Origin of the sequence: Pseudomonas sp. FYR_5 (assembly GCF_043106315.1) — a bacterium.
Lineage (GTDB): Bacteria > Pseudomonadota > Gammaproteobacteria > Pseudomonadales > Pseudomonadaceae > Aquipseudomonas > Aquipseudomonas putida_Y.
The window spans coordinates 135,481-156,278 of record NZ_JBICMK010000047.1 but is presented as its reverse complement, the minus strand read 5'-3'; the positions used below and the strand labels follow the sequence as shown (position 1 = coordinate 156,278).

Below are 20,798 nucleotides of genomic sequence, written 5' to 3'. Positions count from 1 at the left end.
CTCCACTGTTCATTCCAGACGTGTGAGGATACCGCCATGGCTCCAGTCAACCCCTCCCCTCAACCTGCCCCCACCGCGTTTCCGGTGCCATCCGGCGAGCATTGGATCGATGCTCTGGACAATGGCACCCATGTACTGATCAGGCCGTTGCAAGCCAAGGACAGGCAGCGCGAAAGGGCCTTCATCGAACGGTTGTCACCTGAATCACGGCACTTTCGCTTCCTGTGCCAGATCAAGGAGCCCGGTGAAGCCATGCTCGACCAGTTGATGGCGGTCGATCAGGACCGACAAGCGGCCTTCGTCGCCCTCGCGCATGTCGACGGCGAACTGCAAGAAGTGGGCATTTCCCGTTACGCCGCTTGTGATGCCAAGGATGAATGCGAATGCGCGGTCACGGTTCTCGACAGCTGGCAACACCATGGTCTCGGCCGTTTGCTGCTCAAGCACCTGACTGATCATGCGCGGGCAAAAGGTTTTCGGCAGATGTATTCGATCGATTTCGCCGCCAACCAGGCAATGCGTGACATGGCCAAGGCAGCAGGATTTACCACGACCACCGACCCTGATGATCCGAGCCAGGTAATCCATCGGCTTGTACTGAGCTGAACCGAAGCCGCCGCGCCATGACCGGTCCTGACGCGGCGGCCAGCATCTTATTCAAGGCATGGTTGCCTGAGGCTCCTCGGGCAGCAGGTCGAACTGTTTGAGGCAGCGCTGCTCATCATCGGGTGTGAGTACCTTCAAGCCGCTCACCTCCTGCATGGGCGTTTCGAGCAAAGCCATGCGCAGCACCCCGTTGCGCTCCATGAAGGTCTGCGCCAGGCACGTGCACACCGGTTTGCCGACCAGTGCGGTGAGTTTTTCATCTTCGGGTACGTCCACTTGAGCCTGCAGGTTGGCTTCGCAGTTCGCCACGATCTGCGTCACCGAGCGTCCTGCCAACCACAAGGCGCCTGTGCCCAGCAGCCCCAGGCACAACAGCACCACCAGCAGGATGTTCGACTCCCGGGCCACCGAGCGAAGGAACGCCAGCCTGGCCTGCCAGCCTGCCTCCTGGCCGTTGAAAATGGCCCTGCCGACAGTGCGCTTCACGCCTCGCTGCACCGCCCAGCCTAGCGCCACACTCAGGGCCAGCAAGGCCAGTATCACGGCCGGATCGTGCATGGGCAGGCGCCAGGTCGGGCTCAGCCCGTGGTAGGCCGATGCGGCGAGTAGCAAGACCAGAATCGCCACGATCCAACCCAGGCTGCCCTTTGGACGATGCATCCAGGCTCTGAGTCTTGCCCTTGCTTGTGTGTTCATGAATACCTCCCGCGCCACCCCAGGCTCTGTATGAAAAGCCTTGATACTCGTTGATGCTGCGTTGGAAACAGCCCCTAGCGCACAGGGTCGATGGCAACCGTTTCCTGATGCTCAGGCACGCACACCTGCCAGCCGAGTTCGAGGCTGATCCGCCGCCGCAAGGTGTCGGCTGCGTGTGGCTCGCCATGAATGACATAGGTCTGACGCGGTGGCCGGGTGAACCCGCGTAACCATTCCATGATTTCATCAGCATCGGCGTGCGCAGAAAGATTCTCCATCGCATGCACCTGTGCACGGATGGGCACGTCCTCGCCGTGCAACCGCACGCTGTGGGCGCCCGCGACGATATCGGCACCCCGCGTCCCCCCGGCTTGAAAGCCCGAGAACAGAATGCTGTTGCGTGGGTTGGGGGCCAGCGCCTTGAGGTGGTGAAGCACCCGTCCACCGGTCGCCATACCACTGGCGGCGATGATCACTGCGGGCTCGCGCAGCTGGTCCAGGTGCCTGGACTCGTCGACCGTGCGGACGATGTGCGTGCCCCTGCACATGGCGGCGCACTCGGCTGCTGTCAGCCGGTGTTCACTGCGGTACTGCTGGTACAGGACAGTGGCATCGGTGGCCATCGGGCTGTTCAGGTAGACCGGGATATCAGGGATCAGCCGGTCGCGCTTGAGCGTGTACAGGTAGTACATGAGCAGTTGGGCACGGCCGACAGCGAACGAGGGCACGAGGGTAATGCCGTGGCGCAGGAGCGTTTCGTTGATGACCTTGGCCAGGTACTGTTCGGTCGATTCGGCCGGATGCTGGCGATCCCCATAGGTAGACTCGATCAACAGCACGTCCGTCGTCCTGACCAGTTCAGGCGCACGCATGATCGGATCCTGAGGGCGGCCGAGGTCACCCGAAAACAGCACGGTCTGCCCTTCGGCGCTGATCTGGACCGTGGCTGCCCCCAGAATATGTCCGGCGGTACGCAATAGCAGCTCCATGCCCTCGGCAATCAGGGTCACCTGGTGCAACTCTACGGGATGAAACAGTGCCAGGACCCTTTTGGCATCCTGCTCGGTATAGAGCGGTTGCGCCGGTGCATGCTTGGAGTAACCGTGGCGATTGGCATGGTCGGCCTGCTCTTCCTGCAGCCGCGCACTGTCGAGCAAGAGGATTTCCGCCAGGGCGCAAGTCGCCGGCGTGGCGTAGATCGGCCCGCGGTAGCCTTCCCGAACCAGCACCGGTAGATAACCACTGTGGTCAAGGTGGGCATGGGTCAGCACCACCGCATCGAGCGCACGCAGCGCCGGGGGCAGTGGCTGCCAGTTGCGCAGGCGCAGTTGCTTGAACCCCTGGAAGAGTCCGCAGTCGACCAATACCCGCGTGCTGTCACGGGTCAACAGGAATTTGCTGCCGGTCACGGTCCCGGTGCCGCCAAGAAAAGTCAGTTGCATGGCCAAGGCTCCCAACTTTCGGCTATTTGGGGATGAACGGCGAGCACACTGCACGGTGGGCGGCTGACGATACGCTCGGTGGTGTCACCCAACAGTTTGTCCAGGCCCTTGGGCTGTACCACGCCCATCACCACCGCGTCGATGTCCAGGGCCGCGACCTGTTCACGGATCACCTGTACCGGGCCTCCTTCCATGAAATGTCGGCGGTCCGGCGCGACGCCTTCGGCATCGGCCAGCGCCTCGAAAGGCTCCTGCAGTGCCTCACGCATCTCGTCGATCCACGCCTGGGTGACATTCATGTCCGAGGCGAATACCCCTGCCAGGTTGTAGGCCGACAGCAGATGCAGGGGCGCGTCACACTGCAACGCCAGCGCCTGGCCAGCACGAATCAGTCCATGATTGAAGCACGCCTGGACGGCAGGCGTCTCGCTGAACGCAGTATCCACGGCGACCAGCACACGCCGCGGCAATGAAGTGGCCGCCGCCGGCACGAAATGGCTGACGCCTTTGAAACCTCGCATCAGCGCACAATCCAGTGGGGTGCCGAACATGCGCATCAGGGCCGACGCGGCTTCGCTGTCCTTGATGACCATATCCGGCTGCAGTTCACTGATGTAATCGATCGCCTGGCTGCGGATATCCTCCGCATTCAGGCTGTCGACCGTCAGCGTCGTACCGCTGCCCCGATGCCGTTCGACCAATCCCGTCAACTGAACGCGATAATGCTGGTACTGGCGCTTGATATCGGCCTCGTTCAGCCGCTCTTCGCGCAGAAGGTGCTCCTCGCTCGGCTCGAACAGGCCCAGCACATGCACGCTGGCGCCGCTGACTTGCGCCAAGGCAAGGGCTCGGCGCAAAGCGGCGGAATGCGGATCGACCTCGCTCAGCAGCACCAGCAATTGTCGATATTGCCCCATGGTGAACCTCCGCGCTTGCGTCAGTGGATGTGATGCTGACGATGTTCCGCGCGCAGGATCGATGTTGCTTGATGCAGATCAGAAAACTGCTACCCAGCCTGAACTTGATGATTGTCAGAACCTAACCGGCCCGTCACGTTAAAACGGCTGCACCAGGCAATGATCGGGTAACGGGAGGCGTCATGAACGGGCAGCAAACAGCACAGCCACAGACCTGCGAACACTGGGTCGAAAACCTCGAGGACGGTTCGGCGGTGCTGATCCGCCCCTTACGCGAGGAGGACCACGAACGGGACAAGCGTTTTCTGAGCACAATCACTTATGAATCACGGCGTTTTCGTTTCATTGCCGGACTCAGCGGCGGCTTGCCCAGCTTGAACACGCAATGCATGCCCGTGGACTATCAGCAGCGCATGGCCTACGTCGCCTTGGCTCATGTGGACGGTAAATTGCAACAGATCGGCGTCAGCCGTTATGCAGGCCTACCTGGCAGCCAATGTTGCGAATGCGCAGTGGCGGTCAGCGAAGACTGGCAGCGCAAAGGGTTGGGCAAGCGCCTGATGCAGCACCTGATTGCAGCCGCACGACGCAATGGCTTTCAGTGCATGGTTTCCCGGGATCTGGCCAGCAACTATGGCATGCACCGGCTGGTCAAGGCACTAGGCTTCACCTCACGCTACCCTGGCGGGGATGTGAGCGAGATCCTGCACGAACTTGACCTGCAGCCTTGAAAAGACAAGGCCCTTGCGGGCCTTGTGCTTCAGCCTTGGGAGCGCTCTGGAGAAATCACCAGCACGCTGCTGGACAACCGATGCAAAACCCGCTCGGCAGTACTGCCGATGAACCAGCCGATGCCATGGTGGTGATAACTGCCCATGACCAGCACGTCGATATCATTGTTATCCATGAATATCGCCAAGGCCTTTGCCGGGTCGCCTATGCGCATGTGGCGGTGTTCGACGGCGATCCCGTTGCGTTCGGCAAGCTCCTGGAAGGCAGCACTCTGAGCGTCATGCAAGGTCCGGGCGTGGTTCGAATCGAACAGGAACGAATGTTCCCGGCTGCCGCCTGCATCCAGGTACATGGAACCCAAGTCGTAGGCATACAGCAACTCGATCTGTGCATTGCACTGCAATGTCAGTTTCAGCGCTTCGCTGATGATCTGGTCGTTGAAACCTTCGAACTGATCCTCAGGCCTGGACAGGTCCACCGCCGCAAGAATCCTGCGTGGCAACGCGTGGCTGGCCTTGTGTACCAAGTGCAAGGGGGTTCGCGTTTCACGCAGCAACTGGATATCCAGCGAGGTGAACATTGCGCGCATCCACCAGGGCTCATGCTCGAACGCCTTGATCAGCATGGCGAACGGCTGCTCACGCAAGTGCACCAGGATCTCGTTCAAGGGTTGCTGTACCCACACCACCTCGGTTGTGACGATGACACCACTGCGCCGCATCGATGTCGCCTGGGTTTCCAGCCATTCACGGTGCTGCTGCACGTAACCCTCGCGCATGACTGCCAGCGCCTGGTCATTCACCAGGCCCGCCGTGGCAAGCCCTTCCACGTAGTCGAAAGCCACGATGTGCAGCGCCATCCCCTTGGCCTTGGCCAACGCAGCAGCCCGGTCATAGACCGGGGTTCGGCGCATCAGGGGGGAGGCGATCAGCAGCAGTCTTTGCGGAGTTTCCATGGCACACCTCTGAGGTTGCGATACGTAGCTCAAGCATCTGCCACCCAGGTCTTGCGAATTTGATGTTTATCAACTGGAGGCACCTTCTGACAAACGGCATTGCCCATGGCGCAACAACTTGACGCGGATCAATGTCTCGACACTTCGCAGGCGCACCCTGTACCCATACCAACATTCACTTCAGGCGCCGCAGGCGTGCCATGGTGATAACGCCCTGAGCTTCACCTGCGCTGCCGGCAGGGACGCCTTCATGTTGCATTGTCTACCGATACATGCTCTGGAGGCCCTGATGAACATTTACGTCGAGAAGAACACTGAGCAGGGACGCTGTTGGGTGCGCATGGATCACTGGCGGGTGAGTTTCAGTACGGCTGCCGAAGCCGAGCGGTTTGTCGAGCGACTTACAATCCGCCTCAATGCCCCCCACTCGCGTGACATGCTGGCCGATTGGTCGCCCCATACCGGGGTTGCCACCGGGCACGGTGCGCGTAACGGCACTGGGGCCCAAAGCGGCCTCCGAAGTGCAAAGGAGGCCTGAGATGCCTGGCCAGCTGAAGGTCACACGGCTCGACTCGCCCAACGAGTCGTCCAAGGCAAACCCTATTCACCTGAAACCGCTGGCGAACCACTGCCGGGATTGCCGGGTCAGCGGCCTGTGCCTCCCCACCGGCCTGCCGGTTGACGACGACAGCTGCCTGGGCGCGTTGATAGGCCCACGCCTTCGCATTCGCAAGGGCGCCGCGCTGTTCAATGCCAACGATCCGCTGACCATGCTCTATGCCGTCCGCTGCGGCAGTTTCAAGACCAGCCTGAACACCGCCGAGGGGCAAGGCGTGGTGATCAACTTCTGGATGCCGGGCGATGTACTGGGCCTCGATGCCATTGCCACAGAGCACCATGTCTGCGACGCCATTGCTCTGGAAGACAGCGAAGTCTGTCCCGTCCCCTATCGCCGCTTGCAAACCCTGGCGCGTGACTTTCCGGTCCTGCAGCAAAGCCTCAATCGCTTGATGAGCCGGGAGATCGTGCGTGAGCACGGGCGTGTGCTGATGCTGTGCAACCTTACTGCAGAACAGCGGCTGGCCAGCTTCCTGGTAGGGCTCTCCAGGCGCTTCGTCAGCCGCGGTTATTCTGCCCATGGCTTCATGTTGCGGATGTCCCGAGAAGACATGGCGTCGTACCTGGGATTACGCCTGGAAACCGTATGCCGATCCATCGCCCACCTGCGGGCGCTGGGTCTCGTCGACCTGCATGGCAGGTTGGTAGAAATTCTCGATATGCCTGCACTCATGGCACTGGAACAGGGCGGCGGTGAATGTGAGGTCAAGGGCCCCTGAAGGCACCCTGCTCGGACGCCGTAGATGTTGGCCACGACGCTGTGACGCGAGCATTCCTTTCAAGCCAACCCGCCAAAACGCTTGTAGAAACCCTCGCTCACGTCCGGCAATGGGCCATCTGCTGTCTCCAGCGCTGCATTCAACCATTCTTCGGCCTTGGCAAACACCAGTCGATAGAGGTTGCGGCACAACTGTCGCGCGGCCCTTCCCTCCCAGTCCCCTGGCAGTAGCTCGTCGGGTAGTTGCGGGTCGCGCAGCAGCAGGCGGCGGTACTCGTGAATCAGCAGCGTGCGTGCCAGGAAGCAATCTTGAGCATCGAGCAACGGCTGCTCTTTCAAACCTTGCCACAGCGGCCTGAACAGCTGGATGAACTCGCTGTATTGCTGCCCCAGTTCGTCGATACGCCAGCTTTCCCGCACCTGGGCGCGCATGGCCTTGGACGCGAGTACCTCTTGGGTGTGGGTTTCGAAGACGATGCTGTCGTCGCTGGCTTCAAGATCACGCAACGTGGCCGCCAGGTCGGCACGATCTGCCCGTGGGCAGCCCAGCAGGTTCGGTGCCATGACGCCAAACCCCTGCCACTCCAGTTCTTCACGCACCGCCTTGCGTTTACCCGTCTCGAGTTGCGACAGCAACACCAGCGTCCAGGCCCCGTCCCAGGCCGGCTGGCTCGGGCTGTAGACGCGCTTGAAGGCTTTTTCGAAACGCCGACGGCCAGTGCCGGTCAGGCTGTAATAACTGCGTCGCCCCACCTTTTCTGCAGTGAGCCAACCTTCTTTGGTCAGGCGAAAGATCGACGTGCGGATCAACCGTTCATTGATGCCGATCGGCTCCAGCAGGTTGATCAGGCTACCGAGCCAGACTGTACCGCCGTGCGGCTCGATGGCATCGCCGTACAACGTGATGATCAGGGAACTGGCGCGGATTGGCGTCTGCTCCTGAAAGCGGGTAATCAAGTGGTTCAGTGGGGCGAGATTGCTCATGGGCGAACTGTGCGCGGATAAAGCACCGACTATACCTGTGCGGCGGGCCGCCTGGCCATTGCGTGTCACTGCCAGGCTCATGCGCTCGCCTGGCCCTTGGGCCTGACCCCAGTGTCTTCCATGCGCGGGCGCCCAGGCTCTGCCTCGGCCAGCGGCGGGCATTCGACCATGCTGTTCATGCAGCGCCGCGCCAGGTGCTGGTACTCCGCCGTCCCGCGCTGTTTCCAGGCCAGTTCCTGCTCGCTCAGTGGGCGTTTGACCTGGGCTGGTGACCCCATCACCAGGCTCTGCGCCGCGCATTCGAAGCCAGCTTTGACGAAGGCGGTGGCCGCGACGATGCAGCGTGGTGCGACATGGGCGCCATCCATCACCACGGCGTTCATGCCGATCAATGAATCTTCGCCCACGCGACAGCCGTGCAGCACCGCGCCATGGCCGACGTGCCCGTTACGCTCCACTACGGTATCGCCCCCCGGGAAACCATGCATCACGCAGGTGTCCTGCAAGTTGGCGCCCTCCTCCAGCACGATGCGGCCGAAATCGCCCCTGAGCGATGCCAGTGGGCCAATGTAGCAGCGGGGGCCGACGATGACGTCGCCGATCAGGACTGCGCTGGGGTGTACGTAGGCTGTCGGGTGAACCACGGGCGTCAGGCCGTCCAGTCGATAGCAAGGCATCGCATCACTCCTGAAATGATTTGAAATGTCAGTCGATCTTGTATCAGAAGCTGTTTGATCGTCAATCGTGTATCGCTTGTGTTGATCTAATGCTGTCAGACAAAAATCAGCTGAAAATACCCGTAAATACACAGGACAAACGATTAATCTGCAGATATTGCGGTGGAGCGGTGATCGCTGGAGAACACGCAATAAGATACGGAAACGTATTTTGGATGTTGCCTATATGTATCATATAGAGCATATACTGGCCTCACCTGGTCGTGATCCCGCATTACGCCCCTGCAAACAATTCCAAGAAATGCCGGCCCCGCGATGTGCCGTGCGTGCAGCCAGAGGAACCCGAGATGCCGCGATATATCGATGTGCAGGCGCCCGAACACGGCGTTCAGCTCATTACCCTGCAACGGCCCGAGGCCTTGAACGCCCTGAGCACCGAGTTACTGGCACAACTGGCTGCTGCGTTGCAGGCTGCCGGGGACGACGAGCGTGTCCGAACTGTAGTGATTACGGGCAGTGCCAGGGCTTTCGCCGCAGGCGCCGACATTGGCGAGATGGCCGATCGCGACCTGGTCGGCATCCTTAATGACCCCCGCGTAGCGCATTGGCAAAGCATCGCTGCATTCGCCAAGCCGCTGATTGCCGCAGTCAACGGCTATGCCCTGGGTGGCGGCTGCGAACTGGCAATGTGCGCCGACATCCTCATCGCCAGTACCGACGCCCGTTTCGGCCAGCCGGAAATCAACCTGGGCATCATCCCCGGTGCTGGCGGCACCCAGCGCCTGTTGCGCGCCGTCGGTAAGCCGTTGGCCATGCAGATGGTGCTGACGGGGGAGCCCATCACTGCCCATCGCGCCCAGCAGGCCGGCCTGGTCAGCGAAATTACCCAGCCCGAACTCACCGTAGAGCGCGCCATGCAGGTTGCCCGCAGCATCGCCGCCAAAGCGCCGCTGGCCGTGCGCCTGGCCAAGGAGGCGCTACTGAAGGCCGGTGATACCGACCTGGCCAGCGGTCTGCGCTTCGAGCGTCATGCGTTCACTCTGCTGGCTGGCACCGCCGACCGCGATGAAGGCATCCGCGCCTTCCAGGAAAAGCGCCAGGCCCGTTTCCAGGGGCGCTGAACTTCATTCTCTCGACTGACGGAGCGAGCCTGTCATGCCTTTCCAGCACATCCTGTTTTCCATCGAGGACGGCGTCGCCTTCCTTTCATTGAACCGCCCCGAGCAGCTGAACAGCTTCAATACGGCCATGCACCTGGAGGTGCGCGAAGCGCTAAAGCAAGTGCGCCAGAGCAGTGAAGCACGGGTGCTGCTGCTGACGGCTGAAGGCCGAGGCTTCTGCGCCGGCCAGGACCTGTCCGACCGCAACGTTGCCCCAGGCGCCGAGATGCCAGACCTGGGCCAATCGATCGACAAGTTCTACAACCCGCTGGTGCGCACCCTGCGCGACCTGCCATTGCCGGTGATCTGCGCGGTCAACGGCGTGGCTGCCGGAGCCGGTGCCAACATTCCCTTGGCCTGCGACCTGGTGCTGGCCGCACGCTCGGCCAGCTTCATCCAGGCCTTCTGCAAGATCGGCCTGGTGCCGGATTCCGGCGGTACCTGGCTGCTGCCGCGCTTGGTCGGCATGGCCCGGGCCAAGGCGCTGGCCATGCTGGGCGAGCGCCTTGGCGCCGAACAGGCCGAGCAATGGGGGCTGATCCATCGCGTGGTGGATGATGCCGCGCTGCGTGACGAAGCCCTCACCCTCGCCCGCCAGCTCGCTGCCCAGCCTACCTACGGCCTGGCACTGATCAAGCGCAGCCTCAATGCCAGTTTCGACAACGGTTTTGAGGAGCAGCTGGAGCTGGAGCGCGACCTGCAGCGCCTGGCCGGGCGCAGCGAGGACTACCGCGAAGGCGTGAGCGCCTTCATGAACAAACGCTCGCCAGCCTTCAAGGGGCGCTGAACATGGGCGCACTCGCAAGCAATGCGCAGGTGGCGGTGATCGGTGCCGGCGCCATGGGCGCCGGTATTGCCCAGGTCGCGGCCCAGGCCGGCCACCCCGTCAAGCTCTACGACAACCGCCCGGGGGCTGCCGCCCAGGCGGTGACGGGTATCGATCGCCAACTGGCCCGGCTGGTGGACAAAGGAAAGTTGCTGCCCGCTGAACGCGAAGCGATCAATGCCCGCCTGTGCCCGGTCGAGACACTCGAGGCCTTGGCTGATGCCGGCCTGGTGATTGAAGCCATCGTCGAAAATTTGCAGGTGAAGCAGGCGCTGTTCAGTCAGCTCGAAACCCTTTGCGCAGTCGACTGTATCCTTGCCAGCAATACTTCGTCACTGTCCATCACCAGCCTTGCGGCGGGCCTTGAACGCCCGCAGCACGTGGTCGGTATGCATTTCTTCAACCCGGCACCGCTGATGGCGCTGGTCGAGGTGGTGTCGGGCCTGGCAACCGACCCGACAGTGGCCGCACGCATCTACGCCACTGCCCAGGCCTGGGGCAAGCAGCCGGTCCATGCGCGCTCTACACCCGGTTTCATCGTCAACCGGGTAGCGCGGCCGTTCTATGCCGAAAGCCTGCGCCTGATGCAGGAAGGTGCCGCCGATTGCGCCAGCCTGGATGCGCTAATGCGTGACGCGGGTGGCTTCCGCATGGGGGCGTTCGAGCTGACCGACCTGATTGGCCATGACGTCAATTACGCGGTCACCTGTTCCGTATTCGATGCTTTCTATGGCGATTTCCGTTTCCAGCCTTCGCTGGTGCAGAAGGAACTGGTGGACGCCGGTCGCCTGGGTCGCAAGACCGGCCAAGGCTTCTATCACTATGCCGAAGGCGTCGAGCGCCCGCAGCCGGCCGAACTGCACAGCTCCGCCGGTGCAGCGGCCTGCGTTGTCGAGGGCAACCTGGGGGTGATGCAGCCGCTGGTCGAGCGCCTGCGCCAAAGCGGCATTGCCGTGACCCAGCGCGCCGGTAGTGGCCTGATCCAGGTGGGCGACGCCACCCTGGCCCTGTCCGACGGCCGGCTGGCCAGCCAACGTGCCCGTGAGGACGGGCTGCGCAACCTGGTGCTGCTCGACCTTGCGCTGGACTACAGCAGCGCCACCCGCCTTGCCATCAGCTGGTCCGCCGATACCACTGACAGCGCCCGTGACCAGGCTGTAGCCCTGCTGCAGCGCGCAGGCTTGAAAGTGACCGGCATCGCCGACCTGCCGGGCCTGGTGGTACTGCGTACCGTGGCAATGCTCGCCAACGAGGCCGCCGATGCCGTGCTGCAGGGCGTCGGCAGCGCCGCCGACATCGACCTGGCCATGCGCGCCGGCGTCAATTACCCCTGCGGCCCGCTGGCCTGGGCGGCAAACATAGGTATTGCCCATACCCTGCGCGTGCTCGACAACCTGCAGCGCAGCTACGGCGAGAGCCGCTACCGCCCTTCCCTGTTGTTACGCCGCTGCGAAGCCAAAGGAGGCACCCTGCATGACTGAAGTGCAACTGGCACAAGCCTGTGCCGACGCCCTGTACGCCCGTGACCCGGCCACTCAGGGCCTGGGCATTACCCTGCTGGATGCCGGCCCAGGTCGGGCCAGCCTGCGCATGCCGGTGCGTGCCGACATGATCCAGGGGCATGGCACCTGCCATGGCGGTTTCCTGTTCGCGTTGGCCGATTCGGCGTTTGCCTTCGCCTGCAACAGCTACGACCAGGCCACGGTGGCGCTGGGCTGCAGCATCGACTACCTGGCCCCGGCGCTGCGCGATGACGTGCTCACCGCCCACGCCAGTGAAGTCAGCCGCAAAGGCCGCACCGGCCTGTATGACGTGCGCATCGACAACCAGCGCGGTGAATTGGTGGCGATGTTCCATGGCAAATCCTACAAAGTGCGCGGCACCGTGCTGGCGCAGGAGACGCAAGATGAATGAACCGACCCACGCCGATGCCTTGATCATCGACGCCGTGCGCACCCCCATTGGCCGCTATGCCGGGGCCCTGAGCAGCGTGCGCGCCGACGACCTGGCGGCCATCCCGCTCAAAGCCTTGATCCAGCGCCACCCCGAACTGGACTGGAAAGCCATTGATGACGTCATCTTCGGCTGTGCCAACCAGGCCGGCGAAGACAACCGCAACGTGGCTCACATGGCGAGCCTGCTGGCCGGGCTGCCAGTCGAAGTACCAGGGACCACGATCAACCGCCTGTGCGGTTCCGGCCTGGATGCCATCGGCAATGCGGCACGTGCCCTGCGCTGTGGTGAAGCAGGGCTCATGCTGGCCGGCGGTGTGGAATCCATGTCGCGTGCGCCGTTTGTGATGGGTAAGTCGGAACAGGCATTCGGGCGTGCGGCCGAGCTGTTCGACACCACGATCGGCTGGCGTTTCGTCAACCCACTGATGAAGACTGCCTACGGCATCGATTCGATGCCGGAAACCGCAGAAAACGTGGCTGAGCAGTTCGGCATCTCGCGCGCCGACCAGGATGCCTTTGCCCTGCGCAGCCAGCACAAGGCCGCAGCAGCTCAGGCCCGCGGCCGCCTGGCGAGGGAAATCGTGCCGGTCGAAATCCCGCAACGCAAAGGCCCTGCCAAAGTGGTCGAGCATGACGAGCACCCGCGCGGCGACACGACCCTGGAGCAGTTGGCTCGGCTCGGCACGCCGTTTCGTGAAGGCGGCAGCGTAACGGCGGGTAATGCCTCCGGCGTGAATGACGGCGCGTGCGCCCTGCTGCTGGCCAGCAGCGCCGCGGCCCGCCGCCATGGCCTGAAAGCGCGCGGGCGCATCGTCGGCATGGCTGTGGCCGGGGTCGAACCCAGGCTGATGGGCATCGGTCCGGTGCCTGCGACCCGCAAGGTGCTGGCGCTCAGCGGCCTGGCACTGGCTGACATGGATGTCATCGAACTCAATGAGGCCTTTGCCGCCCAAGGGCTGGCCGTGTTGCGCGAGCTGGGCCTGGCCGACGACGACCCACGAGTCAACCGCAACGGCGGCGCCATCGCCTTGGGCCATCCACTGGGCATGAGCGGTGCTCGATTGGTGACCACTGCCTTGCACGAGCTTGAAGAAACGGCCGGCCGCTACGCCCTGTGCACCATGTGCATCGGCGTAGGCCAAGGCATTGCCATGATCATCGAGCGCCTCTGAGCGGCTCAGACCCTGCGCTTGTTACCGAACTGAACGCAGCCGTATATGCTGCCTCCATGACACTCACCGCGTGGCCTGCAACCGCTGCCGCGCGGCGTACAAGAACAATTCGAGTGAAGCCATGAACATGTACCATGATGCCGATCGTGCCCTGCTGGACCCGATGGAAACCGCCAGCGTCGATGCCCTGCGCCAGCACCAGCTGGAGCGTCTGCGCTGGAGCCTGAAGCACGCCTACGACAATGTGCCGTTGTACCGCCAGCGCTTTGCCGAGTACGGCATCCACCCTGATGACCTCAAGTGCCTGGAGGACCTGGCGAAGTTCCCCTTCACCGGCAAGAACGACCTGCGCGACAACTACCCCTACGGCATGTTTGCCGTGCCCCAGGAAGAAGTGGTGCGCCTGCATGCCTCCAGTGGCACCACCGGCAAGCCGACGGTGGTCGGCTACACCCAGAACGATATCGACACCTGGGCCAATGTGGTTGCCCGTTCGATTCGTGCGGCCGGCGGGCGCAAAGGTGACAAGGTGCATGTGTCCTACGGCTACGGGCTGTTCACCGGTGGGCTCGGCGCGCACTACGGTGCCGAACGCCTGGGCTGCACCGTGATCCCCATGTCCGGTGGACAGACCGAAAAGCAGGTGCAACTGATTCGCGACTTCCAGCCCGACATCATCATGGTCACCCCGTCCTACATGCTCAACCTGGCTGATAAAATCGAGCGTCAGGGCATCGACCCGCACGACCTCAAGCTGCGCCTGGGCATTTTTGGTGCCGAGCCGTGGACCGACGAGCTGCGCCGCTCGATCGAGCAGCGTCTGGGCATCAATGCCCTCGATATCTACGGCCTTTCGGAAATCATGGGGCCCGGGGTGGCAATGGAGTGCATAGAGACCAAGGACGGCCCGACCATCTGGGAAGACCACTTCTATCCCGAGATCATCGACCCTGCCACCGGCGAGGTGCTGCCGGATGGCCAACTGGGCGAGCTGGTATTCACCTCGCTGAGCAAGGAGGCATTGCCGATGGTGCGTTATCGCACCCGCGACCTCACCCGGCTGCTGCCCGGCACCGCTCGGCCGATGCGGCGGATCGGCAAGATCACCGGTCGCAGTGACGACATGCTGATCATTCGCGGGGTCAATGTGTTCCCGACTCAGATCGAGGAACAGGTGCTAAAAATAAAACAGCTTTCTGAGCTTTATGAGATTCATCTGTATCGCAATGGAAATCTGGACAGTGTCCAGGTGCACGTGGAGCTGCGTGCAGAGTGCCAGCACCTTGACGAAGGCCAGCGCAAGCTGGTTGTCGGGGAGTTGAGCAAACAGATCAAGACTTACATCGGTATCAGCACCCACGTGCACCTGCAGCCCTGCGGCACGCTCAAGCGCTCCGAAGGCAAGGCGTGCCACGTGTTCGACAAACGGTTGGCCAGCTGACCCATTCGGCTGCCATTTCGGCCCCGGCATTGTCCGGGGCCTTTTTTTGCCTGCGTGCTGCCGGGCACACGCTGCTGCCCGACAGCCCTCTTGCCTGTCAACGTGATACACAAATCTTACTTGATACACATAAATGTGTTTGACGTTATGTTTTGTATCGCTTACAAATGACTCATGCCTTAGCAGGAGTCGCAGCACATGTACGCACAGCTAGTGGAAACCGGAGTCAAGCGCATCAAGTCGCTGGAAGAGATGTCCCCCGAAGAACGCAACTTCCAGGAAAAGATCGACGCCGAAATCAAGATCGAAGCCAAGAACTGGATGCCCGAGGCCTACCGCCAGACCCTGATCCGGCAGATCTCCCAGCACGCCCACTCTGAAATCGTCGGCATGCTGCCCGAAGGCAACTGGGTCACCCGTGCCCCCAGCCTCAAGCGCAAACTGCAGCTGATGGCCAAGATCCAGGACGAAGCCGGCCATGGCCTGTACCTGTACAGCGCCATGGAAACCCTGGGGGCGGACCGCGACGAAGAGATCGCCAAACTGCACAGCGGCAAGGCCAAGTACTCGAGCATCTTCAACTACCCCACCCTCAGCTGGGCCGACATGGGCGCTGTGGGCTGGCTGGTGGACGGCGCCGCCATCGTCAACCAGGTGGTACTGCAGCGCACCTCTTACGGCCCCTACTCCCGCGCGATGATCCGGATCTGCAAGGAAGAGAGCTTCCACCAGCGCCAGGGCTACGAAATGCTCCTGACCATGATGCGCCAGGGCACCCAAGCCCAGCGCGACATGGTTCAGGACGCCATCAACCGCCTGTGGTGGCCGGCGCTGATGATGTTCGGCCCGAGCGATGAACACTCGCCCAACAGCGCCCAGTCGATGGCCTGGAAGATCAAGCGCCAGACCAACGACGAACTGCGCCAGCGCTTCATCGACCAGACCGTGCCGCAGCTGGAACTGCTTGGCTGCACTGCGCCTGACCCTGAGCTGAAGTGGAACGCCGAGCGCGGCCACTACGACTTCGGCGAAATCCAGTGGGACGAGTTCTACGAAGTGATCAAGGGCAATGGCCCGTGCAACCTGGAACGTGTCGCCACCCGGCGCAAGGCCATCGAGGACGGCGCCTGGGTACGCGAGGCTGCCGTGGCCTATGCGCGCAAGCAACAGAACAAGAACGCCGCCTGAGCGGCGATTGATGCGGAGATCGAAAATGTCTGTCTGGACCCTCTACGAAGTGTTCGTGCGCAGCAAGCACGGCCTTAACCACAAGCATGTCGGCAGCGTGCACGCCGCCGATGCCGCCATGGCCATCGAGAATGCCCGCGAGCTCTACACCCGCCGTAGCGAAGGTGTGAGCCTGTGGGTGGTGCCTTCGGCGCTGATCACCGCCTCCTCTCCCGACGAGAAAGACCCGCTGTTCGCCCCTTCGGACGACAAGGTCTATCGCCATGCCAGCTTCTACGAACTGCCCGACGAAGTCGGACACATGTGAGGTGGGCCATGCATAAAGAAGCCCTTATCCCCTACCTGCTGTTGCTCGGTGACAGCGCCCTGGTCCAGGGCCAGCGCCTCTGTGAATGGTGTGGCCGCGCCCCGGCCATCGAGGAAGAGCTGGCCCTGATGAACGTCGGCCTCGATCTGGTCGGCCAGGCCCGCAACTGGCTGGAGTATGCCGCCGAGCTGCTCGACGATGGCCGGGATGCCGATGCCCTGGCGTTCCGCCGTGACGAGCGCGCCTACCGCAACCTGTTGCTGGTCGAGCAGCCCAACGGTGATTTTGCCGTGACCATGACCAAACAGTTCCTCTACGACGCCTGGCACTTCGCCGTGCTGCGGGGGCTGGTCGAGTCCAGCGACGCGCGAATCGCCGGTATTGCCGCCAAGGCCCTGAAGGAAGTCACCTACCACCTGCGCCGGTCCAGCGAGTGGGTACAACGTCTGGGTGGTGGTACCGATGCCAGCCGCCAGCGCATGCTGGCCGCTATCCCGGCACTGTGGCGCTTCACCGTCGAACTCGCCGCTGGCAGCGACAACGAAGTGCGTTTGGCCGAATGCGGTATTGCCGCCGACCCAGCGACCGTCGGGGCCACCTGGCTGAAGCAGGTCACTGAGACCTTTGCTTCGGTCGAACTGCCGCTGCCCAAGGCCGCGAGCCACTTCTACCTGGACGGCCGCAAAGGCCTGCACACCGAGCATCTGGGCCTGCTGCTGGCCGAAATGCAGTTCCTGCCAAGGGCCTACCCCGATGCAACCTGGTGAACTGATTGCCGGTGACCGCGGCGCGCGGGCACAGCAAGGTGACGACCTGGCCCGGGCCTGGGCGGTATTGGGCCAGGTCATGGACCCTGAAGTGCCGGTAGTCAGCGTGGTCGACCTGGGGATCGTGCGCGATGTCGATTGGCGCGCCGGCCACCTGCACCTGGTGGTTACCCCGACCTACTCTGGCTGCCCGGCCACCGAAGTCATCGAAGGGGATATCCGTCAGGCGCTGGAACAGGCCGGTTTCACCGCGCCAGACCTGGAGCGCCGGCTCACCCCGGCCTGGAGCACCGACTGGATCAGCGAACTGGGCCGCGAGCGCCTGCGCGCTTATGGCATTGCGCCGCCGCAAGGCAGCGCCAGCAAGCGCAGCCTGCTCGGCGAAGCGCCCCAGGTGTGCTGCCCGCAATGCGGCAGCGCCCTTACCGAATTGCTCAGCCAGTTCGGCTCCACGGCCTGCAAGGCGCTGTACCGCTGCCGCGAGTGCCTGGAGCCATTCGACTATTTCAAATGCATTTGAGCCGTGGAGACCACCATGAGCCAGTTTCACAGCCTGACCATCAAGCAAGTGCGCAATGAGACCCGTGATGCGGTATCGATTGCCTTCGATGTGCCCGAGCACCTGCAGGACCAGTTCCGCTTCACTCAGGGCCAGTACCTGGTCATGCGTACCCAGCTGGACAACGAAGAAGTCCGCCGCTCCTACTCCATCTGCAGCGCCGTGCAGGACGGCGAGCTGCGCGTGGCCGTCAAGCGCGTGCCGGGCGGGCGCTTCTCGGCATTTGCCAATGAAGTGCTCAAGGCCGGCCAGCAGCTGGAAGTGATGCCGCCATCGGGGAGCTTCTTCGTGCCTCTGGACCCGGCTCGCCAGGGCAACTATCTGGGGGTGGCCGCCGGCAGCGGCATCACCCCGATACTGTCGATCATCGCCACCACGCTGGCCAGCGAGCCGCACAGCCGTTTCACCTTGCTGTACGGCAACCGCTCCAGTTCGGGGGCGCTGTTCCGCGACAAGCTCGAAGACCTGAAAAACCGTTACCTCGACCGTTTGAACCTGATTTTCGTGTTCAGCCGCGAACAGCAGGACGTCGACCTGTACAACGGCCGCATCGACGCTGACAAATGCGGCCAACTGTTTTCGCGCTGGCTGGACGTTGCCGGCCTGGACGCGGCATTCATCTGCGGCCCGCAGGCGATGACCGAGACCGTGCGTGACAGCCTGCAGGCCAACGGCATGGCCAAGGAACGCATTCACTTCGAGTTGTTCGCCGCCGCCGGCAGCGAGGCCCGCCGTGAAGCCCGTGAGGCGGCACGCCAGGCGGATTCGGCGCTTAGCCATATCACCGTAATCAGCGACGGCCGGGCACTGAGCTTCGACCTGCCGCGCAACACCCAGAACGTGCTGGACGCCGGCAACGCCATTGGCGCCGAACTGCCGTACTCGTGCAAGGCCGGCGTGTGCTCAACCTGCAAGTGCCGGGTGATCGAGGGCGAAGTGGAAATGGACAGCAACCATGCCCTCGAAGATTACGAAGTGGCGGCCGGGTATGTGCTGTCGTGCCAGACCTACCCGGTGAGCGACAAGGTGGTGCTTGACTTCGACCAGCTGTAGACCGAGTCGACTGCTTCGCGGGTAAACCCGCTCCTACGGGGCCTGCGCAAGGCCTTGGGGCAGCATCCTTCCTGCGAAGAGGGCCTGAACAACAACGCAATACCCCGCGTGACCTCAACAAAACAATTACAAAACCAAGAGATCGCTTGCCATGACACCCGAACGCATAGAAAGCATCGCCAACCACCCCGACTTCCAGCACCTGGTGCGGCGCAAACGCCGCCTGAACGGCAGCCTGACCCTGGCCATGCTGGTGGTCTACTACGGCTTCGTCCTGCTGGTCGCGTTCTCGCCCAGCACCCTCGGCCAGTCCCTCAGCGGCGGCGTAACCACTGTCGGCATGCTGGTGGGCGTGCTGATGGTGCTGCTGTCCTTTGCCCTGACCGGCATCTACGTGCACCGCGCCAACAACGTGCTCGATCCGCTCAACGACAAGGTCAAGCAGGAGTGCGCACAATGAACTGGACAGCCATTTCGATGTTCATGGTGTTTGTCTGCTTCACCCTGCTGGTCACCCGCTGGGCTGCCCTGCGGACCCGCTCGGCCAGCGACTTCTACACCGCCGGCGGGGGCCTGACCGGCATGCAGAACGGCCTGGCGATCGCTGGGGACATGATCAGTGCCGCTTCGTTCCTGGGCATTTCCGCGATGATGTTCATGAACGGCTATGACGGCCTGTTGTATGCCCTCGGTGTCCTGGCAGGCTGGCCGATCATCCTGTTCCTGATTGCCGAGCGGCTGCGCAACCTGGGCAAGTACACCTTCGCCGACGTGGTCAGCTACCGGCTGGCGCAAACCCCGGTGCGCTTGACCTCGGCTTTCGGCACCCTGGTGGTGGCGCTGATGTACCTGGTGGCGCAAATGGTCGGTGCCGGCAAGCTGATCGAGTTGCTGTTCGGCATCAGCTACCTGTACGCCGTGATGCTGGTCGGCGTGCTGATGGTTGCCTATGTCACCTTCGGTGGCATGCTCGCCACCACCTGGGTGCAGATCATCAAGGCGGTAATGCTGCTGTCGGGCACCAGTTTCATGGCTTTCATGGTGCTCAAGCACTTCGGCTTCAGCACCGAGGCCATGTTTGCCAGCGCCGTGGCCGTGCATGCCAAGGGCCAGGCGATCATGGCCCCAGGGGGCTTGTTGTCCAACCCGGTGGACGCCATTTCCCTCGGTTTGGGCATGATGTTCGGCACCGCTGGCCTGCCGCATATCCTGATGCGCTTCTTCACTGTCAGTGATGCCAAGGAAGCACGCAAGAGCGTGTTCTATGCCACCGGTTTCATTGGTTACTTCTACCTGCTGCTGATCATTGTCGGCTTTGGCGCCATCGTCATGGTCGGCACCGAGCCGTCCTACCGCGACGCCTCCGGCGCAATCATCGGTGGTGGCAACATGGTCGCCGTGCACCTGGCCCAGGCCGTGGGTGGCAACCTGTTCCTCGGCTTCATCTCTGCCGTGGCCTTCGCCACCATTCTGGCGGTGGTTGCCGGCCTGGCGCTGTCCGGGGCTTCGGCAGTGTCCCACGACCTGTATGCCTGCGTGATGCGCAAAGGCAAGGCCACCGAGCAAGAGGAAATGCGCGTGTCGCGCATCGCCACGCTGGTCATAGGCCTGCTGGCAGTGATCCTGGGCCTGATGTTCGAGTCGCAGAACATTGCCTTCCTGTCCGGCCTGGTGCTGGCGGTGGCCGCTTCGGTCAACTTCCCGGTGCTGCTCCTTTCGATGTTCTGGAAAGGCCTGACCACCCGCGGCGCGGTGTGCGGCAGCATGGCCGGGCTGGTCTCGGCGGTGCTGTTGGTGGTGCTGGGCCCGGCGGTGTGGGTCAACGTGCTGCACAACGAAACGGCGTTGTTCCCCTACAGCAACCCGGCACTGTTCTCCATGAGCCTGGCCTTCCTCAGTGCCTGGGTGTTCTCGGTTACCGACAGCTCCGAACGTGCCGTTGAAGAGCGTGGCCGCTACCTGGGCCAGTTCATCCGCTCCATGACCGGTATCGGTGCGGCTGGCGCCAGCAAACACTGACTTCAA

Annotated in this window: 22 protein-coding genes and 1 pseudogene; 17 read left to right on the top strand and 6 right to left on the bottom strand. The window is 62.7% G+C overall.

Going from position 1 to position 20,798, the window contains the following annotated elements; all coding sequences use genetic code 11:
* The first annotated feature begins 36 nt into the window (after nucleotides 1-36).
* Nucleotides 37-606 (top strand): GNAT family N-acetyltransferase, encoded by a 570-nt coding sequence (locus ACF8RA_RS06770; RefSeq protein WP_176684204.1) that lies wholly within the window; start codon nucleotides 37-39, stop codon nucleotides 604-606.
* A gap of 51 nt (nucleotides 607-657) precedes the next feature.
* Here ACF8RA_RS06770 and ACF8RA_RS06765 read toward each other — a convergent pair whose 3' ends face one another.
* The 3 genes from ACF8RA_RS06765 to ACF8RA_RS06755 form a co-directional block, all read right to left on the bottom strand.
* Complete coding sequence (locus ACF8RA_RS06765) at nucleotides 658-1,266, bottom strand: hypothetical protein (protein WP_176684205.1); 609 nt, start codon at nucleotides 1,264-1,266, stop codon at nucleotides 658-660.
* Nucleotides 1,267-1,376: 110 nt separating this feature from the next.
* Nucleotides 1,377-2,744: an MBL fold metallo-hydrolase RNA specificity domain-containing protein gene (locus ACF8RA_RS06760; protein ID WP_392488598.1), complete on the bottom strand. Its 1,368-nt coding sequence runs from the start codon at nucleotides 2,742-2,744 to the stop codon at nucleotides 1,377-1,379.
* A complete protein-coding gene (locus ACF8RA_RS06755) occupies nucleotides 2,735-3,661 on the bottom strand; it encodes a universal stress protein (protein ID WP_176684207.1) in 927 nt (308 codons plus the stop codon). The genes ACF8RA_RS06760 and ACF8RA_RS06755 overlap by 10 nt, the downstream gene beginning before the upstream one ends.
* A 182-nt stretch (nucleotides 3,662-3,843) precedes the next feature.
* Between ACF8RA_RS06755 and ACF8RA_RS06750 the strand changes: the two genes are divergently transcribed.
* On the top strand, nucleotides 3,844-4,392 hold the full coding sequence (locus ACF8RA_RS06750; RefSeq protein WP_392518954.1) for a GNAT family N-acetyltransferase: 549 nt from the start codon (nucleotides 3,844-3,846) through the stop codon (nucleotides 4,390-4,392).
* Nucleotides 4,393-4,421: 29 nt separating this feature from the next.
* Here the strand turns inward: ACF8RA_RS06750 and ACF8RA_RS06745 are convergent, their stop codons facing one another.
* A complete protein-coding gene (locus ACF8RA_RS06745) occupies nucleotides 4,422-5,348 on the bottom strand; it encodes a universal stress protein (protein ID WP_176684209.1) in 927 nt (308 codons plus the stop codon).
* 289 nt (nucleotides 5,349-5,637) lie between these two features.
* On the opposite strand from ACF8RA_RS06745, the gene ACF8RA_RS06740 reads away from it, so the two are divergent.
* Entirely contained in the window at nucleotides 5,638-5,886 is a 249-nt protein-coding gene (locus ACF8RA_RS06740) for a hypothetical protein (RefSeq protein WP_392518953.1), read from the top strand.
* Nucleotide 5,887: 1 nt separating this feature from the next.
* Nucleotides 5,888-6,685 (top strand): helix-turn-helix domain-containing protein, encoded by a 798-nt coding sequence (locus tag ACF8RA_RS06735; RefSeq protein ID WP_176684211.1) that lies wholly within the window; start codon nucleotides 5,888-5,890, stop codon nucleotides 6,683-6,685.
* A 59-nt stretch (nucleotides 6,686-6,744) separates the two neighbouring features.
* On the opposite strand, the gene paaX is transcribed toward ACF8RA_RS06735, so the two are convergent.
* Together paaX and paaY are read right to left on the bottom strand one after the other, a co-directional pair.
* Nucleotides 6,745-7,668, bottom strand: a complete 924-nt coding sequence (gene paaX, locus ACF8RA_RS06730; protein WP_176684212.1) for a phenylacetic acid degradation operon negative regulatory protein PaaX — start codon at nucleotides 7,666-7,668, stop codon at nucleotides 6,745-6,747.
* Between the two features lie 77 nt (nucleotides 7,669-7,745).
* Nucleotides 7,746-8,345: a phenylacetic acid degradation protein PaaY gene (gene paaY / locus ACF8RA_RS06725; RefSeq protein ID WP_176684213.1), complete on the bottom strand. Its 600-nt coding sequence runs from the start codon at nucleotides 8,343-8,345 to the stop codon at nucleotides 7,746-7,748.
* Nucleotides 8,346-8,692: 347 nt separating this feature from the next.
* Here paaY and paaF point away from each other — a divergent pair, with 347 nt between their 5' ends.
* From paaF to ACF8RA_RS06660, 13 genes and pseudogenes are all read left to right on the top strand, one after another.
* On the top strand, nucleotides 8,693-9,466 hold the full coding sequence (gene paaF / locus ACF8RA_RS06720) for a 2,3-dehydroadipyl-CoA hydratase PaaF (protein WP_209966092.1): 774 nt from the start codon (nucleotides 8,693-8,695) through the stop codon (nucleotides 9,464-9,466).
* A gap of 34 nt (nucleotides 9,467-9,500) precedes the next feature.
* Entirely contained in the window at nucleotides 9,501-10,292 is a 792-nt protein-coding gene (gene paaG, locus ACF8RA_RS06715; RefSeq protein WP_176684215.1) for a 2-(1,2-epoxy-1,2-dihydrophenyl)acetyl-CoA isomerase PaaG, read from the top strand.
* Between the two features lie 2 nt (nucleotides 10,293-10,294).
* The gene (paaH, locus tag ACF8RA_RS06710; protein ID WP_176684216.1) at nucleotides 10,295-11,812 is read left to right on the top strand and encodes a 3-hydroxyacyl-CoA dehydrogenase PaaH; all 1,518 of its coding nucleotides are present in this window, start codon (nucleotides 10,295-10,297) and stop codon (nucleotides 11,810-11,812) included.
* The gene (paaI, locus tag ACF8RA_RS06705; protein WP_176684217.1) at nucleotides 11,805-12,245 is read left to right on the top strand and encodes a hydroxyphenylacetyl-CoA thioesterase PaaI; all 441 of its coding nucleotides are present in this window, start codon (nucleotides 11,805-11,807) and stop codon (nucleotides 12,243-12,245) included. Before paaH ends, paaI begins: the two co-directional genes overlap by 8 nt.
* Nucleotides 12,238-13,458: a 3-oxoadipyl-CoA thiolase gene (gene pcaF / locus ACF8RA_RS06700; protein ID WP_176684218.1), complete on the top strand. Its 1,221-nt coding sequence runs from the start codon at nucleotides 12,238-12,240 to the stop codon at nucleotides 13,456-13,458. Before paaI ends, pcaF begins: the two co-directional genes overlap by 8 nt.
* Before the next feature lie 121 nt (nucleotides 13,459-13,579).
* Entirely contained in the window at nucleotides 13,580-14,899 is a 1,320-nt protein-coding gene (gene paaK / locus ACF8RA_RS06695; RefSeq protein WP_392518952.1) for a phenylacetate--CoA ligase PaaK, read from the top strand.
* A gap of 198 nt (nucleotides 14,900-15,097) precedes the next feature.
* A complete protein-coding gene (paaA, locus tag ACF8RA_RS06690) occupies nucleotides 15,098-16,087 on the top strand; it encodes a 1,2-phenylacetyl-CoA epoxidase subunit PaaA (protein WP_010954157.1) in 990 nt (329 codons plus the stop codon).
* Nucleotides 16,088-16,112: 25 nt separating this feature from the next.
* The gene (gene paaB, locus ACF8RA_RS06685) at nucleotides 16,113-16,394 is read left to right on the top strand and encodes a 1,2-phenylacetyl-CoA epoxidase subunit PaaB (RefSeq protein ID WP_004374528.1); all 282 of its coding nucleotides are present in this window, start codon (nucleotides 16,113-16,115) and stop codon (nucleotides 16,392-16,394) included.
* Between the two features lie 8 nt (nucleotides 16,395-16,402).
* Complete coding sequence (paaC, locus tag ACF8RA_RS06680) at nucleotides 16,403-17,161, top strand: 1,2-phenylacetyl-CoA epoxidase subunit PaaC (RefSeq protein WP_176684220.1); 759 nt, start codon at nucleotides 16,403-16,405, stop codon at nucleotides 17,159-17,161.
* Nucleotides 17,148-17,681 carry a 1,2-phenylacetyl-CoA epoxidase subunit PaaD gene (gene paaD / locus ACF8RA_RS06675; protein ID WP_176684221.1) on the top strand — a complete coding sequence of 178 codons (534 nt, stop codon included), beginning with the start codon at nucleotides 17,148-17,150 and terminating at the stop codon, nucleotides 17,679-17,681. The genes paaC and paaD overlap by 14 nt, the downstream gene beginning before the upstream one ends.
* Nucleotides 17,682-17,696: 15 nt before the next feature.
* Nucleotides 17,697-18,773, top strand: a complete 1,077-nt coding sequence (gene paaE / locus ACF8RA_RS06670) for a 1,2-phenylacetyl-CoA epoxidase subunit PaaE (protein ID WP_392518950.1) — start codon at nucleotides 17,697-17,699, stop codon at nucleotides 18,771-18,773.
* A 151-nt stretch (nucleotides 18,774-18,924) separates the two neighbouring features.
* The gene (locus ACF8RA_RS06665; RefSeq protein WP_004374508.1) at nucleotides 18,925-19,233 is read left to right on the top strand and encodes a DUF485 domain-containing protein; all 309 of its coding nucleotides are present in this window, start codon (nucleotides 18,925-18,927) and stop codon (nucleotides 19,231-19,233) included.
* A pseudogene (locus ACF8RA_RS06660) lies at nucleotides 19,224-20,792 on the top strand (cation acetate symporter); the annotation flags it as partial. The gene ACF8RA_RS06665 and the pseudogene ACF8RA_RS06660, both read left to right, overlap by 10 nt.
* Nucleotides 20,793-20,798 lie beyond the last annotated feature (6 nt).